We start from the raw sequence: 15,483 nt of genomic DNA, 5'->3' as shown, positions 1-15,483 counted from the left end.
CCTCTCTTTCATGTGATGATATTTAAGGGAAAGTACTAAAGCTCTTTACTTTATGTAGCTTCCGCCACTCGCTTGAAATTAGTATCCGTCACATCAAATGTAATATACACCAGAGAGTAACAATTTTTATGAAGACGCGATTGTTTCTTTCTTCACATCCTGAAGGCCTTTCAGCATGCCGAGCACGGTCTCCAGCCACTCTTCCGTTTTGCGGCCTTTCGTCTGTACTGAGATTTTCAGCTTTTTCCCTTCCATTCCCAGTCCGATCTGCCGGCCGTATTTATTGCCGAGTTCGAACAATTTCTGACCGTCAATCTGTGCGCTGGCCTCTTCAGAAATGGTAAATCTGATCGCGTCTTTATCCTGCTTGATGAGTTCGACGCGTTCATATTTTCCGTATACCTTCATCTCAGCAACCGTAAACAGCCATTCAACTTCTTTAGGGTAGCTGCCGAACCTGTCGATGATTTCATCTTGAAGCTCATTTTTCTCCTCAATTGTGGCGATTGACCTGAACCGTTTGTACATGTCGATTTTTTGCTTGCCGTCTTGTATATAGTTTTCAGGAATATACGCGTCAAGCTCGATATCGATTTCTGTCTCAAACTGTTCGCTTTTCGGAATATCGCCTTTCCGCTCTTCAATCGCTTCCTTGAGCATTTGCGAGTACAGGTCAAAACCGACTGAGTCGATAAAGCCGTGCTGCTGGGCGCCGAGAAGGTTCCCCGCTCCCCTGATCGTCAAGTCACGCATGGCGATTTTAAAGCCTGAGCCCAGCTCGGTAAATTCTTTAATCGCCTGCAGCCGTTTTTCCGCCACCTCAGTGAGCACTTTGTCTCTGCGGTACGTAAAATACGCATAAGCGACGCGGTTGGAACGGCCGACCCGTCCTCTCAGCTGATACAGCTGAGACAGCCCCATTTTGTCTCCGTCGAACACAATCAAGGTATTGACATTTGGTATATCTACGCCTGTCTCAATAATAGTCGTGCTGACAAGGACGTCTGATTCCCCTTCCAGAAAATTGAGCATGACGCTTTCCAATTCATTTTCAGTCATTTTTCCGTGGGCATATGCCACTTTCGCATCGGGAACAAGCATGGAAATTTCATCAGCCTTCCGCTCGATGTCATCCACGCGGTTGTACAAGAAATATACCTGTCCTCCGCGCGCCAGTTCTCTTTCGATGGCTTCCCGCACAAGCGCGCCGTTGTATTCCACGACATATGTCTGAACAGGGAAACGGTTTTCCGGCGGCGTTTCAATAACAGATAAGTCCCGCACACCGAGCATGGACATATGAAGCGTGCGCGGTATCGGCGTCGCTGTAAGAGTCAGCACATCGACATTGGCTTTGATCTGTTTGATTTTTTCCTTATGCGTTACGCCAAAGCGCTGCTCTTCATCAATGATGAGCAAGCCGAGATCTTTATAGACGACGTCTTTAGATAAGAGCCTGTGGGTTCCGATTACGATGTCTACCGTTCCGTTTTTCAGGCCTTTAATCGTTTCATTGGATTCTTTTCTCGTTCTGAATCGGCTGAGAAGACCGATGTTAATCGGATAGTCCTGGAAACGCTCCATAATGGTTTCATAATGCTGCTGCGCGAGTATTGTCGTCGGCACAAGAAGCGCGACCTGCTTTCCGTCGGCGATCGCTTTAAAGGCCGCTCGGATGGCTACCTCCGTCTTCCCGTAACCCACATCACCGCAAAGCAAACGGTCCATCGGGCGCTCTCTTTCCATATCCTTTTTAATCTCCTGAATGGAACGGAGCTGGTCCTCTGTTTCCTGATAAGGGAAAGCAGATTCGAACTGCCGCTGCATTTCATGATCCGGCGAGAACGCATAGCCCTTGCTTGCTTCCCGTTCCGCATAAAGCTTAATCAGATCATCGGCAATATCCTGAACGGAGTTTTCAACTTTTTTCTTCACCCGTTTCCATTCACTGCCGCCCAGTTTATAAAGCTTCGGTTCTTTTCCTTCAGAGCCGACGTACTTCTGCACCTGGTCGATTTGTTCTACAGGGACGTACAGCTTATCGCTGCCCTGATAATGAATGTTGAGGTAATCTTTATGAATGCCTTTGATTTCTAGTGTTTCGATCCCCAAATACTTACCGATCCCGTGGTTGACGTGGACGACATAGTCGCCGACCTGAAGCTCGGAATAGCTTTTGATCCGTTCGGCATTTGTCAGCTTCTGCTTTCTCGGCTTTTTCTTGATTCGGTTTTTGAACAGCTCTTCCTCCGTAATGACGGCCAGCTTCATCAGCGGCAGTTCAAAACCGGATTGCAGCTCGCCTTCCATGACATAGACCTGTCCTTGCACAAGCGCTTTGGAGCTGTCCGTTTTTGCGGCTTCAATTTCGTAATCGGCCAGCACGGATGCCAATCTGTCGGTTCTGTCCTTATTTGCGCCTAAAAAGACGACGGTGAAGTTTGATTTCTTAAAGCGCTCCATTTCACCTGCGAGCACATTCATCTGCCCGTGAAAACTCTGCATCTGCCGGCTTGTCACATTCACGATATTCTGAGGGCTTGTATGCTGGACATGACGCAAAAATAATGAATAATAAATAGCCGGGCGCCGCTTTTCGCTCATAAGCTCCTGAAAGCTGAAGGATAAATGAATGTCATGCAGAATTTTCCCTTCCTCGAGCAGACTTGTCATAAATTCGGCCTCTTCTTTTTGCAGCTGATCCTCCATTTCATGAATGCGGCTGACCTCGTCTAACAGTAACAACGTGTCTGCCGGTGTATAATCTAGCAAACTAGCAGGTTTTTCGTAAAAGTACGAGAGATACTTCACAAGTTCCTGATCAGTCTGTCCCGTTGATAACCGTTCTTTATCATGTGAGATATTGATATGAAGCATTTCCTTTTGTTTGTCCTGCTTCAGCTTTTTCAGACTGTCGGCAAGCCCTTTATCGAGCCTTTCCATCGCCCGGGCTTTTTCTTCCGCCCTGATGATCAATTCCTTCGCCGGTCCGATCGCCACATGTTTGAGCGTCTCAATTGATCTCTGGTCATCAGAATTGAAGCTCCTGATGGAATCGACCTCCGTATCAAACAGTTCAATTCGCACCGGATGCTCCGACGTCAGCGGATAAATGTCGATAATTCCGCCGCGAATACTGAATTCACCGGGTGCAGAAACCATATCGGAACGCTCATACCCCACCTCTACAAGGCGCGCGGACAGCTGATCCGGTTCTATTTCGTCTCCGAGTGAAATGACGAGCTGGCTGCTTTTCCACAGCTCCTTCGGCGGAAGCATTCTTCTCACTGCCGCAACGGGCGCCACAACGACCGGCGCTTCTCCGTTTGTTAATCTATTAATGACATCAAGCCGCTGAGCACGCAGTTCAGGGCTCGCTACCGCAATTTCTGAAGAAATCAATTCATTCACGGGGTATAAAAAAACAGATTGATCCCCGAGAAGCGCTGTCAGATCTTCCGTCACTTTTTGGGCCTGATATAAATTATGGGTGATAAAGAAAATCGGCCTTTTCGTTTCCTGTGCAAGGGCAGAGGTAAAAACAGAACGCGCGGAACCTGACAGACCCGCAAGCAGCTGTTCCTTCAGCCCCTCATGTAAACCGTTGACAATGGATTTAAAATCATCGCTTTCTTTAATAAAGGTTTGAATGTTGTCCATATGGGCCCTCCTCTCTATTTTCTGCAAGAACAGAAAAACGCTTTGGTCTAGAATCTACACCAAAGCTTCTTATTGAATAAATGTGTTGTGTTCATGGTAGTGCGGATTGCGCTCCAGCGCCTCTTGGCAGTCTTCACAAATTGTAAGAACATGGACATCTCCATTGTCTTTATATGAAATCATATCGTTTCTTTCCTCATTTGTTAAGTGCTGAAATCCAAGTGACTGTGTCGGCACCGTCGAATATTCCAGGCTCCCTACCTTAAAGCCGCAGTGGCGGCAGAAATAATGCAAAGCCATACGTTGGACCTCCTGATGTGAAAAAATCATTTTTCCCTAGTATGGTCTCCCATTATTTATCTTATACATTTGCATTAAATTCGTTCATGACTTCTAAAAATGGTTTCGTTAAGGAAGCTTCGCAGGCTTTTACGGTTTTTGTGACGGCATCATTGATATGCGGCGCTTCTTCCTTCGTAAAAGCTCCCAGTACATAGTCAACGACTTTCATTCCGTTGACGGGGCGGCCGATTCCGATTCTGACCCGGTCAAATTCAGGGGTTCCGAGGTGCTGTATAAGCGATTTAATTCCGTTATGTCCGCCTGCGCTCCCCTTCGTCCGGAGCCTGATTTTTCCCGTCGGAAGATCAAGGTCATCGTATATGACTTTCAGATCTTCATGATCGGCATCATAATAATCCAGTAGCGGCCGCAAACATTTCCCTGATAAATTCATATATGTAAGCGGTTTAACAAGTAGAACTTTTTTTCCGGAAACAAACCCCATTCCGTAAAGTCCGTTGAATTTCGTTTTATTCAATTCAATATTCCATTCTTTAGAAAGCTCGTCAATGGCCATAAAGCCGACATTATGTCTCGTGTTCTCGTAGGTTTTTCCCGGGTTACCGAGACCGGCAATCACAAGCATCGTAAATCCTCCCTCAACATCGCTGTAATTCTTCTCATTCTAGCACAAAAGACGTAACCTCGGGCGGGTTACGTCTTAAAGCGCTTATTGATTTTCTCCTTCGGGCTCTTCCCCAGGAGACGGTTCTGCATCTTCTTCGAATGCTTCCTGCTTAGGAGGAAGGATGGAAGCCACGACTTCTTCCGGGTCGTTTGTAAATGTATAATTGCCGTCAGCAGTCAGATCTGCGATGGTCAGCACATCATTCATCTCAAGTCCGGAAATATCAACATTGATTGTCTGAGGGATGTCCTTCGGTCTGGCCTTAATCGAAAGCTCATGCAGCGGCTGCTGGATGACGCCTCCGTCTTTGACTCCCTTCGCCTCTCCCGTCAGCTGAATCGGCACCTCGGCCTCCAGCTCCTCACTCATATTCACGACTTGAAAATCGGCGTGCGTCAATTCGTTTTTGAGCGGGTCTGTCTGAAGATCAGTCACCATAACCGATTGCTGATTTCCGTTGACATCAATTGTGATAATCGTGTTTTTTCCTTCGTCCCGCAATGTTTTAAGCAATTCGACACTGTCTAAAGAGACAGGCGTATTCGTTGTTTCTTTACCGTATATAATCCCTGGAACATGTCCTGAATGACGGATTTTCCGAAGCGTCGAACGTTTAAAATCTGTTCTTTCATTTGCTTTTAAAGTTGCCATATTCAGCACCATCCTAATTATCGTTTTATCGTCCTATTAGAACAATACCCACAATAACTGGGATTTAAACCTTAAAGTTTCGGTTTAGCTGAATAAATAGCTGACAGATTGTTTCTCGTGAACGCGGATAATCGCTTCAGCCAGAAGCGGTCCGACAGAAAGCTGCTTAAAGCGTTCGATTTTTTTCTCATCAGGAAGCTTAATGCTGTTCGTTACGACAAGCTCCTTGATTTTAGAGTTATTGATCCGCTCAACGGCAGGACCTGACAGTACAGGGTGCGTACAGCATGCATACACTTCTGCAGCTCCGTTTTCAACCAGCGCGTTAGCGGCAAGTGTGATTGTGCCGGCCGTATCAATAATATCATCGATCAGAATCGCTGTTTTACCTTCCACGTTACCGACGATGTTCATCACTTCTACCTCATTCGGTCTAGGACGGCGTTTGTCGATAATCGCGATCGGCGCTTTCAGACGGTCCGCAAGTTTGCGGGCGCGCGTCACACCGCCGTGGTCAGGAGAAACAATAACAATATCTTTCAAGTCTTTACCTTCAAAGTAATGGCCTAAAATCGGAACACCCATTAAGTGGTCAATCGGAATATCAAAGAAACCTTGAATTTGCGGCGCGTGTAAATCAAGCGCGATCACGCGTGTCGCACCCGCTGTTTCAAGCAGGTTTGCAAAAAGTTTTGCCGTAATCGGTTCACGTGATCTTGCTTTTCTGTCCTGGCGCGCATAACCGTAGTACGGAATGACAATGTTGATTGTTTTCGCGGAAGCGCGCTTTAAAGCGTCAACCATAATCAGCAATTCCATGATGTGCTCGTTGACCGGCGCACTTGTAGACTGAATGATATAGCAATCACAGCCGCGAATACTTTCTTCTATGTTGATCTGGACCTCTCCGTCACTGAATCTTGTAACAGAGCACTTTCCTAATTGAACCCCTACATTATCCGCGATTTCTTTTGCAAGTTCTGGATTTGAATTCAAAGAAAAAATCTTTAAATTCTTATCTCCGTATTCGTTAGACATGGTAAACCTCCGATTTTAGGATTATTTTTTATGAATATTTTTCACATAATCTTCTTTATTTACTTGTCTTGCTCTGGCAATGGCAAGCGCTTCGCCCGGCACATCTTCAGTTACGGTTGAACCCGCAGCGACGTACGCGCCTTCTCCCACTGTAACAGGAGCGACCAGATTGGAGTTGCAGCCAATAAAGGCGCCGTCTTCAATTTTGGTTAAATACTTTTTCTTCCCATCATAATTGACCGTGATGGAGCCGCATCCCAGATTCACATCCGTGCCCACTTCGGCATCACCGATATAGCTTAAATGAGATGCTTTGCTCCGGTCGCCGAATTGTGTTTTCTTGATTTCAACAAAGTTTCCGATCTTCACTTCATTGCCGATTGCGGAATCGGGTCTGATGTGAGCAAAAGGACCGATATTTACATCATTCCCAACTTTGCTGCGATTGACAACGGATTGTTTAATCACAGTGCGGCTGCCGATTGAGCTGTCCTCTATCTCAGTGTGGGGGCCGATGACACATTCATCGCCGATTTCAGCTTGTCCCTTTAACACAGTTCCGGGATAAATAACTGTATCTTGTCCGATACGTGCGTCAGGTGAGATGTACGTATTCATCGGATCGATTAAAGTGACTCCGTTCTGCATATGCCGTTTGTTAATACGCTCTTTCATATACATTTCAGCCTGAGAAAGAGCGACTCTATCATTCACTCCGAGCGTCTCTTGGAAGTTACCAGTCTGGTAAGCGGCAACAGTTTCGCCTTCGTCTTTGAGGATTTCGATCACATCCGGCAGATAATACTCGCCTTGGGCATTTTCATTCGAAACCTGTTCGATGACACGAAAAAGAGCCTCGTTATCAAAACAGTACGTTCCCGTGTTGATTTCTTTCACAAGACGTTCTTGCTCCGAAGCATCCTTGTGCTCCACGATTTTTTGAACGGCGCCGTCTTCACTGCGGATGATTCTTCCGTATCCGGCGGGATCGTCGGCAACGGCCGTTAACACCGTGGCTTTTGCACCTTTGTCTGTATGTTCATTCAGCATGGCTTCCATCGTCTCCGCCGTCAGAAGCGGTGTATCGCCGCAAATAACGATCGTGACACCCTTTTCTCCGTGAAGAAATGGTTTTGCCTGTTTGACCGCATGAGCCGTACCGAGCTGTTCTGCTTGGAGAGCGTAATCGCTTTTCTGTCCGAGCTGCTTCTTCACATCTTCGGCTCCGTGTCCTACGATGGTGACAAGCTTCGCTAAAGATAATTTCAGAGCTTCGTCTGCGACGTGCTCTACCATAGGCTTTCCGCATACCGGATGAAGGACCTTGTAAAGCTTCGATTTCATTCTCGTTCCTTTTCCGGCAGCTAAAATCACTGCAAACCGCTTATCCATTTAATGGCCTCCAATATCCCTTTTATCCATAGAAAAATATATCCTAAATAGCTGTTGATTTCAAGAAGACATCAAAAAGTGCAAGAATTTTCTATGTAATCGCTTTATTACTGAAAAATCAGATTTAAAAAAGGACTGCCGGAAAAGGCCTTGTGTCAGCCTTTATCAGCAGTCCTTACATTTTGTTATGTTTAAGAAGCCCCGGCTTCTTCATATTCTAATGCTTCAGAATCACCCAAACGATGATACTCATTTAAAACAGCATCCTGGATCTTGCCCCGCGTGCTAGAATTAATAGGATGAGCAATATCGCGGAATTCTCCATCAGGGGTGCGTTTACTCGGCATCGCAACGAAAAGACCATTGTTTCCATCAATCACACGAATATCATGTACGACAAATTCGTGATCCAGCGTGATGGATGCAATCGCTCTCATGCGACCATCGGTATTCACGCGGCGTAATCTTACGTCAGTAACTTCCACAGTAGTTCACCACCTTTTCCCTATATAAAAGCATTAGTCTAACAATTCCACGATTCTTTTTAAATTCCTGCACGTTTCAAAAAGTTTTTTTGAAAATATAGGATATACATACACAATTAGGTGATAAACCATATTTGGGGATCATATACTGCATAAAAAAAGTGATCCCGGAGACCGGAACCACTTTTCTGAGATTTAAGATTTCACCAGCGCAATGACTTCAATTTCCACGAGAGCGTCTTTCGGCAGTCTCGCCACTTCCACACAAGACCTTGCCGGCTTATGTACATCAAAGTATTGTCCGTACACTTCATTCACTTCCGCAAACTGCTCCATATCAGCAATAAACACCGTTGCTTTGACAACCGTCTCGAGAGAAGCGCCCGCTTCTTTCAGCACAGCTTTTAAATTGCTGAACACCTGATGCGTTTGTTCTGTGATATCACCGTTTACCATTTCTCCTTCAGCAGTAAGAGGAATCTGGCCTGAGCTGTAAAACATGTTGTTTACGATGATTCCTTGTGAATATGGCCCGATCGCTGCCGGCGCGTGTTTTGTATGGATTGCTTTTGTCATTTTTCTGTCTCCCCATTCTTTAAATGCTGTTCTTTAAAAAATCGCAGAAAATTGCCGTTTTGAATCTCAATCGTTTTGTCTTTCATATTGATGGTTGAAAGCGTGAGCAGTGACATGTATTCATCGACAAGCCGTTCATTCACTCCCTCGGCTTCAACCAAGACGCCTATTCCCGCAACGTTTGCGTTAAACTCATCAAGCAGACTGATCATGCCGTTAATGGTGCCGCCGGCTTTCATAAAATCGTCAATAATCAAAACGTTCGAACCCGTAGCCAAACTTCTTTTCGCAAGCGACATCGTTTGAATGCGGTTAGATGACCCTGATACATAATTGATGCTCACCGTGGAGCCTTCAGTCACTTTGTTGTCCTTTCGCACGATGACAACCGGAACGTTCAGATAACTGGCCGCTGCGTAAGCAAGAGGGATTCCTTTTGTCGCAACGGTCATCACCACATCAATCTCCCGCTCCGCAAAAACGGAAGCAAAAAGCCTGCCTACATGAGAGAGGACAGATGGTTTTCCTAAGATATCCGTTAAATATACATAACCGCCCGGAAGGATACGCTCAGGATTTACTAAAGACTGTCCCAGCTCCTGTATAAACGCTTCTGCTTCAGCCTGTTTCACTTTCGGAATGTATTTGACGCCTCCGGCAGCTCCCGGCACTGTAAGCAGCGTCCCAATGCCTTGCTGTTCAAAGGTCTGTTTAATAATCGTTAAATCTTCACTGATTGATGACTTTGCTGATTGATACCGTTCTGAGAAAAACGTTAACGGTATTAATTCATGCGGATGGGTTAACAAATAATTTGTTAAGTCCACCAATCTGCCGCTGCGACGAAACTTCATGAACTTACCCCCAAAATCCGAATAATTTAAAAATAATATAACTTAACATACGGATTTAATCAAGAGCATTCTGTTCGCCGATCATCCGCACCGCGTACACTTGATCACAGAAACCTCTTAACCCGTTATAAATCCGCTGCACCTTCGATTCGTATTGAACCAAACCGAATACAGTCGGTCCGCTTCCGCTCATTAACACCGCATCAGCGCCGAAGCGTTTCATTTGATTTTTAATCATCGCCACCTCGGGATGGAGGCTGAGCGTAACCGACTCCAATACGTTTCCTAATTGTCCGCATACCTTTTGGAAGCTTTTTTCTTCAATCGCGTCAATCATCGCCTGCACATCAGGATGCCGAACCTGCTGTAAGTTCAGCCGGCGGTACACTTCGGCAGTCGATACCCCGATCGTCGGTTTGGCGAGCACGACCCAGCAATGAGGCGGAGCACTGATGTGCCTGATCTTCTCACCGCGTCCGGTTGCCAGAGCAGTGCCTCCGTATACACAGAAGGACACGTCTGAACCAATTTCAGCTCCAAGCTCCGCGAGCTCTTCGACAGAAAGCTTTAAATCCCAAAGCCTGTTCAGCCCTCTGAGCGTGGCTGCCGCATCGCTGCTTCCGCCGGCAAGCCCTGCCGCTACAGGGATCACTTTTGTAATCATAATGGAAACGCCTTTTTTGACTTGAAACCGTTCTTTAAGCAGTTTGGCTGCCTGATAAGCCAGATTCCTTTGATCATCCGGAACAAAGCGATTATGCGACGCCACTCTGATAACGTTTTCGGGCAGTTCTGTCAGTTCAATCCGATCTGCCAAATCAATTGTCGTCATGATCATCTCCACTTCGTGATAACCATCCGGGCGTTTACTCGTCACATCGAGGGACAGATTGATTTTGGCCGGCGCTTTTTCTAAAATACGCATAGCTTTCACCTACTTCTCCATCTAAACATAAGTATGAACATTGTATCACATTTGGAGACCCGGAGGTACTTATCCGAAATTGAAGCCGGTTTTGACAGCCGATAGAAAAAACCGGGGAACGGATTGTCCCCCGGGCCACTGCATTATCGGTTATTTTGGTTCTGAGCCGCCATCTGCTGTTCGGCAATCTCAATCGCGCGCTTTACCATATTCCCGGCGTCACGCGCCCGAATGCCTCCCCAGCCCTCGTTTTTCACCGTATCGTAAAAACCAAGGTCCTTCGCCAGCTCATATTTGAACTCATCTGACATAACTCCACGACGTCTGCCCAAACGAAACAACCCCTTTTATAGAATTGATCACCATTCGTGCACGCCACGATAAAACATGTGACACTTATAGCTTCCGTTTAATCGGCTGAAACTTTCGAGGGAATAATTAGAAGAGCTTTAGAAGGCAAAACAAAAAGCAGTAAACAAAAGGTTCACTGCCCATTAAAATGCTACTGAGCTTGCCGCATCGTCATTGAATGTCAATTCAACAGTCTCAGTCAGAATATCAGCATAACTGTATGAAACTCTTTCAAACGAATTCTCGTCTTGATCTAGTTGTATCACAAAAACAGAAGGGTACGTCTCAGCTAAAATGCCCGAACGCTCAATCGTTTTTCGGCGGCCGCCGTTTGCTTTTAACGTAAGCCGTTTACCTAAATTCCCATCAAGCGATCTTTTTATATCGGACAACGTCTTCGCCATTGCATCCACCTCACTACATTTATTGTACAACAAGAGCCCAATTTTGTCAAATAAAATTTAAATTATATCAACGTTAATAAGTCATTGTCAACAAAATTATTTTGACAAAATTCTATTGATTTCTGCGTTATTTTTCACAAGTTCCGGAAATTTATGTATCAATATGTAAAATAATTAACCCGCATAGCGAAATATATGCGGGTTTTATCACTCATCCATTTGATTTATACGGCATACCGACACGCAGCACACCCTTCGTTTCAATTCCTCCCAGCCCTTTCTCTCTCGTCAGCGTATTTCTCAGGACATCCCATACATTGATCCGCTCCATAAATGGGGTGAAGCTGATTTTCGCGACAATATATACCGGGTCAAGCGCGTGGATATTGACGCGTGACGGAGAACTTGCGAAATTCGCGCCCGCTCTGATTAAAGACTCGAAATGAGATTGGCACGCCCCCGCGAATATGACCAGCTGATCCAAATGAGGGACTTTACGCCTCGCTCTTTGAACGGTTTCGACAAAGTGTTTGGAATGCCTGTAGGCGCTTAAATCATTCACGCCTCCCTTATGCTTGGAATATGCATCATGGCCGGTGATGACTAAAATATCCGGCCTGTATTTATCAAGCAGCTCGTCAATTGATGCCGGCATTTTTTTCTCATGACAATGAATTCCGTATACCGGCACACCGATTTTTTCATAAAAGTTCAGGCACTTTTTCAAATAGGCCTCATCGCCGTCCAGATGCAATACCTTTCCGGGCATATGAAAGTAGTGCTCCTGATGCTGATATTGATTTGTCGCATAATATTCCTGTTTTTCCCGAAGCAGCTTATAATCCTGGCGGAGCAGCTCGAGAGATTCATTCATCCTGCTTTCATCTCTTTTCTTTCTCATGGCCTGTTCGTCTTTTCTGACAGGCTCCAAATCAGAAAAATCAGCATCCGCAATCAATCTGACTTCGTCACCATGCAGGATGGCAATTGAATTTCCGTTGCTTGTTTGCTCTATACCGATAATGCGAAATAAAACATCCATTTGATAGGATTTCCTGGCTACCATATCTCCTATTTGAAATTGCACGTTACCCACTCCACAAATAGACTAAGCCTCATCATGAAAGAAGTCTTGGCAAATACACCTCTTTCCGCTGCGGCGCTTGATGTTTCAAGCTTTTCTTGCAGTTGAATGAATAAGGTTCTCCTCTAGCCTATGTAGCGGCAGTCCAAGTGGTGACGCAAAACAAAAAGCCCTCTTAGAAAAGGGCTTTATGCAATCCGTTGGACAGGAGCGCGAATTCTTCTATGGACAGGGATTCACCGCGCCGCTTTCCGTCAATATTCGTTTCTTGAAGAACTTCTTCAATTTGAGCTTTTTTCTCTTTTCCGCCCGGAAGATTGTTCACAAGGTTGTTAAGCAAGGTTTTCCGGCGCTGTGCGAAGCTTGCTTTAATCAGCTGGAAGAAAAACGGTTCATTATCGACGTCAACCGCCGGGCCGTCACGAAGCAAGAGACGGATGACGGCAGAATCGACATTAGGCTGAGGCACAAACACCGTTTTCGGGACGGTCATGACGGTTTTGGCCTCCGTATAGAACTGAACCGCAATGGAAAGCGATCCGTACTCCTTAGAGGAAGGATCAGCGGCCATCCGCTCAGCGACCTCTTTTTGCAGCATCACGACAATCCCTTTTAACGGAAGATGTTCTTCCAAGAGCTTCATGATGATCGGCGTCGTCACATAATATGGGAGATTCGCCGTCACCATAATTTCATCACAATCCTGAAACTGCTCTTCAATGACAGATTTGACGTCTGCTTTCAGCACATCTTGATGAATGATCGTTACATTGTCATACGGAGACAGCGTATCATTGAGAATGGGAAGCAGGCGCTGATCAATTTCAAACGCGACGACCTTTTTCGCCCGTTTGGCAAGCTGCTCTGTCAGCGCGCCGATTCCGGGCCCGATTTCAATGACTCCGGTCCGATCCGTAATTTCCGCATGGTCCACAATTCTGTCCAATATATTTGTATCAATTAAGAAATTCTGTCCCAGACTCTTTTTAAAAGAGAAACCGTACTTTTTCAGAATTTCCTTCGTTCTGATAGGTGTCGCGATATCTTTATTGTTCATCCTGTTCCTCCTGCCTCATAGCATCGAGCGCATCAATAAAATCACTTCTTTTGATTTGAAACATTTGCAGCCGTTTTTGAAGCTGCTTGCCGTTTGTATAGCCGATCTTCAGCAGGTCGCCCAATCGTTCGCGGCGTCTTTTGGCAGCCGGTCCGCCGATCAGACCGGCCTGTATGACATCTTCAGCTGAAATCTCACTCGGCTTTGCCTCCATCTCTTCATGCACATTTTCCAGACATGCTCTGATGCTTTCAATGGATGCGTGCTCAACGCCAATGCCGCGCTTGTTTTTCGGTTTGGCAAGATGTTTGGGCAGAAATGCGTGTTTACAGCCGGGTACTGCTTCAGAAATGGTTTTCCGGATCTTTTCCCCCGGAAAATCCGGGTCCGTCAGCACGATGACCCCTCTCGTTTCCTGCGCCAGCCGAATCTGTCTGATGACTTCGTCTCCGATTGCGGAACCGTTTGTCTCGATCGTATCCGCATCAACGGCAAGTTTTATGCGCGCAGTGTCATCGCGTCCCTCGACTACAATAATTTCTTTAATTTTCATTACTTCCTCCAAAAAAACTTTTTATATCCAAAACGAAACCTTTGCTTACATGTCACGTCTAATATACTGAAAATACACTTTACCTATTATAACGAAAAAAACAGAGGGCGCAAAACCCTCTGAGTGAATCGGAATTAATTTAAGATTTTTATTTTGACCTGTTTCTTTCCCCAGCGGTAAGCTGAAGATTTTTCAGGGAAAAAGACATCAATCCGTCTTCCTTTAATGGCTGAGCCTGTATCAGCGGCCACGGCATCCCCGTATCCGTCTACGTGGACTCTTGTGCCGAGCGGAATGACGCTTGGGTCTACCGCAATGACTTTAGCATTCGGATTGCTTGTCAGGTTAACGCCTGTAGCCGTATGGCCGGAACAGCCGCTGCAGCTTGCGGTATAAGCCGTGGAAGACACGGTAATCACTTTACCGGAAGATCCGGTTTCGCCAGAAGATGCCTTCACAGGTGCACTGAGCTGCTCAATCTTGGGACTGTGCCGCTTTGTGCCGACCGCAATGATTTGATCTTTGCTTTTTTCAGATGTTTCTTCTTTAACAAGCTTTCTTGAAACTTCTTTTCCATTTTCTTTGACAACATGAAAATGCTTTTTAAGTTTGCCTTCTTTTCCTTTTTGAACGATCTTTTCTTTCCCGCTGTCGAGAGACGCATCTTCTTTTTCTTTGACTTGATACGCTATTTTTTCCTCAACTACATCGGTGACTTTTTCGATACGAGTGATTTGTATGCCGGCCTGATTTTTTGTGAGCTTTTCGTGTAATGCCGGTTTTACTTTATCTTCGTCTTTCATGTCCATCTTATGCTGCGTTAAAAAGTCAGCGACCGTAGTCGAAGTCGTCCATATTTTCTTTTTCTTTCCCGCATCATTTACAGTGACCTGAAAAGCCGGGTCGACCGTGACTTTCATGCCGTTTGTCACTTTCGTATCTGCTGCTGGATCTATTTTATCGTGCTGATTCACAGGTGTATGCTGTTCGTTCAGAAATGCGCCGACTGTTTTTGCCGTTGACCATAAAGTCTTTTCTTCTCCGCCTCTTGTCACACGGATCTGCTTTGCAGCTTCATACACGACATTCATGTTGTCTGCCAATGCTGTCTGCTTAGACGGGGTAATCCGGTCTTCATTTCTCGTCTCTATATGTAAATCTTCCAGAAGTTCCCCAACCGTTTTTGCATGAGTGCGTATTTGCTTTTTCTTGCCGTTGATAGAAACAGAAACTGATTGTTTTGAGAGCTCATGTGCCCCGTATGCAGTCCCGGTTCCGCCCAGCAGAATAATAGCTGCAATAAGAATAACCTTGCTTTTACCAAGCTTTACGGAAAACAGTTTTTTCATTTTTTGTGTGATGAAAAACGCCTCCTTCTCCTCGGAGAGATTATATAGAGTATCTAAAATGCTGTCAACCCTCCCATCTCGAAGATGAAAAACCTTCAGCGTATCCCTCATTATGCAAAAACAAAGCAAAAAAA

Annotated in this window: 16 protein-coding genes; all 16 read right to left on the bottom strand. The window is 45.6% G+C overall.

The features are described 5' to 3' along the window. Positions 1–126 precede the first annotated feature (126 nt). The 16 genes from mfd to BR62_RS0111255 all read right to left on the bottom strand — a co-directional run bounded on the left by mfd (position 127) and on the right by BR62_RS0111255 (position 15,460). A complete protein-coding gene (gene mfd, locus BR62_RS0111330; RefSeq protein WP_007409931.1) occupies positions 127–3,660 on the bottom strand; it encodes a transcription-repair coupling factor in 3,534 nt (1,177 codons plus the stop codon). A gap of 69 nt (positions 3,661–3,729) precedes the next feature. After that, positions 3,730–3,960, bottom strand: coding sequence for an anti-sigma-F factor Fin (locus tag BR62_RS0111325; protein ID WP_004264650.1), 231 nt, complete (start codon positions 3,958–3,960; stop codon positions 3,730–3,732). Between the two features lie 61 nt (positions 3,961–4,021). Further along, positions 4,022–4,588: an aminoacyl-tRNA hydrolase gene (gene pth / locus BR62_RS0111320; protein WP_032870877.1), complete on the bottom strand. Its 567-nt coding sequence runs from the start codon at positions 4,586–4,588 to the stop codon at positions 4,022–4,024. 84 nt (positions 4,589–4,672) lie between these two features. After that, on the bottom strand, positions 4,673–5,281 hold the full coding sequence (locus tag BR62_RS0111315) for a 50S ribosomal protein L25/general stress protein Ctc (protein ID WP_014416724.1): 609 nt from the start codon (positions 5,279–5,281) through the stop codon (positions 4,673–4,675). Positions 5,282–5,365: 84 nt separating this feature from the next. Further along, a complete protein-coding gene (locus BR62_RS0111310; protein WP_007409928.1) occupies positions 5,366–6,319 on the bottom strand; it encodes a ribose-phosphate diphosphokinase in 954 nt (317 codons plus the stop codon). A gap of 21 nt (positions 6,320–6,340) precedes the next feature. Next, entirely contained in the window at positions 6,341–7,711 is a 1,371-nt protein-coding gene (glmU, locus tag BR62_RS0111305; protein WP_004264658.1) for a bifunctional UDP-N-acetylglucosamine diphosphorylase/glucosamine-1-phosphate N-acetyltransferase GlmU, read from the bottom strand. Between the two features lie 191 nt (positions 7,712–7,902). Next, entirely contained in the window at positions 7,903–8,196 is a 294-nt protein-coding gene (gene spoVG, locus BR62_RS0111300; protein ID WP_004264660.1) for a septation regulator SpoVG, read from the bottom strand. Between the two features lie 195 nt (positions 8,197–8,391). Then, the gene (gene ridA / locus BR62_RS0111295) at positions 8,392–8,772 is read right to left on the bottom strand and encodes a 2-iminobutanoate/2-iminopropanoate deaminase (protein WP_004264663.1); all 381 of its coding nucleotides are present in this window, start codon (positions 8,770–8,772) and stop codon (positions 8,392–8,394) included. Continuing rightward, a complete protein-coding gene (purR, locus tag BR62_RS0111290; RefSeq protein ID WP_004264666.1) occupies positions 8,769–9,626 on the bottom strand; it encodes a pur operon repressor in 858 nt (285 codons plus the stop codon). The genes ridA and purR overlap by 4 nt, the downstream gene beginning before the upstream one ends. A 55-nt stretch (positions 9,627–9,681) precedes the next feature. Then, entirely contained in the window at positions 9,682–10,551 is an 870-nt protein-coding gene (gene ispE, locus BR62_RS0111285) for a 4-(cytidine 5'-diphospho)-2-C-methyl-D-erythritol kinase (RefSeq protein WP_007409927.1), read from the bottom strand. 143 nt (positions 10,552–10,694) lie between these two features. Beyond that, positions 10,695–10,883, bottom strand: coding sequence for a small, acid-soluble spore protein, alpha/beta type (locus BR62_RS0111280; protein ID WP_011996172.1), 189 nt, complete (start codon positions 10,881–10,883; stop codon positions 10,695–10,697). A 162-nt stretch (positions 10,884–11,045) separates the two neighbouring features. Next, a complete protein-coding gene (gene veg, locus BR62_RS0111275) occupies positions 11,046–11,306 on the bottom strand; it encodes a biofilm formation stimulator Veg (RefSeq protein ID WP_003218330.1) in 261 nt (86 codons plus the stop codon). Between the two features lie 211 nt (positions 11,307–11,517). Continuing rightward, positions 11,518–12,393: a sporulation peptidase YabG gene (yabG, locus tag BR62_RS0111270; protein ID WP_004264691.1), complete on the bottom strand. Its 876-nt coding sequence runs from the start codon at positions 12,391–12,393 to the stop codon at positions 11,518–11,520. Positions 12,394–12,565: 172 nt separating this feature from the next. Then, a complete protein-coding gene (gene rsmA, locus BR62_RS0111265) occupies positions 12,566–13,447 on the bottom strand; it encodes a 16S rRNA (adenine(1518)-N(6)/adenine(1519)-N(6))-dimethyltransferase RsmA (protein ID WP_004264694.1) in 882 nt (293 codons plus the stop codon). Next, entirely contained in the window at positions 13,437–14,000 is a 564-nt protein-coding gene (gene rnmV / locus BR62_RS0111260; RefSeq protein ID WP_004264696.1) for a ribonuclease M5, read from the bottom strand. Before rnmV ends, rsmA begins: the two co-directional genes overlap by 11 nt. 134 nt (positions 14,001–14,134) lie before the next feature. Continuing rightward, positions 14,135–15,460, bottom strand: a complete 1,326-nt coding sequence (locus BR62_RS0111255) for a G5 and 3D domain-containing protein (protein WP_023356663.1) — start codon at positions 15,458–15,460, stop codon at positions 14,135–14,137. Positions 15,461–15,483 lie beyond the last annotated feature (23 nt).

It is taken from the genome of Bacillus sp. UNC69MF, from assembly GCF_000746035.1.
Lineage (GTDB): Bacteria > Bacillota > Bacilli > Bacillales > Bacillaceae > Bacillus > Bacillus velezensis.
The sequence above is the reverse complement of the archived record's forward strand: the minus strand, read 5'-3'. Positions and strand labels throughout refer to the sequence as shown.

Excerpts from the sequence above, each read along its gene's own strand:
- mfd (WP_007409931.1), bottom strand. The coding sequence starts at position 3,660 with ATGGACAACATTCAAACCTTTATTAAAGAAAGCGATGATTTTAAATCC.
- BR62_RS0111325 (WP_004264650.1), bottom strand. The coding sequence starts at position 3,960 with ATGGCTTTGCATTATTTCTGCCGCCACTGCGGCTTTAAGGTAGGGAGC.
- pth (WP_032870877.1), bottom strand. The coding sequence starts at position 4,588 with ATGCTTGTGATTGCCGGTCTCGGTAACCCGGGAAAAACCTACGAGAAC.
- BR62_RS0111315 (WP_014416724.1), bottom strand. The coding sequence starts at position 5,281 with ATGGCAACTTTAAAAGCAAATGAAAGAACAGATTTTAAACGTTCGACG.
- BR62_RS0111310 (WP_007409928.1), bottom strand. The coding sequence starts at position 6,319 with ATGTCTAACGAATACGGAGATAAGAATTTAAAGATTTTTTCTTTGAAT.
- glmU (WP_004264658.1), bottom strand. The coding sequence starts at position 7,711 with ATGGATAAGCGGTTTGCAGTGATTTTAGCTGCCGGAAAAGGAACGAGA.
- ridA (WP_004264663.1), bottom strand. The coding sequence starts at position 8,772 with ATGACAAAAGCAATCCATACAAAACACGCGCCGGCAGCGATCGGGCCA.
- purR (WP_004264666.1), bottom strand. The coding sequence starts at position 9,626 with ATGAAGTTTCGTCGCAGCGGCAGATTGGTGGACTTAACAAATTATTTG.
- ispE (WP_007409927.1), bottom strand. The coding sequence starts at position 10,551 with ATGCGTATTTTAGAAAAAGCGCCGGCCAAAATCAATCTGTCCCTCGAT.
- veg (WP_003218330.1), bottom strand. The coding sequence starts at position 11,306 with ATGGCGAAGACGTTGTCCGATATAAAAAGATCGCTTGATGGGAATTTA.
- rsmA (WP_004264694.1), bottom strand. The coding sequence starts at position 13,447 with ATGAACAATAAAGATATCGCGACACCTATCAGAACGAAGGAAATTCTG.
- rnmV (WP_004264696.1), bottom strand. The coding sequence starts at position 14,000 with ATGAAAATTAAAGAAATTATTGTAGTCGAGGGACGCGATGACACTGCG.
- BR62_RS0111255 (WP_023356663.1), bottom strand. The coding sequence starts at position 15,460 with ATGAGGGATACGCTGAAGGTTTTTCATCTTCGAGATGGGAGGGTTGAC.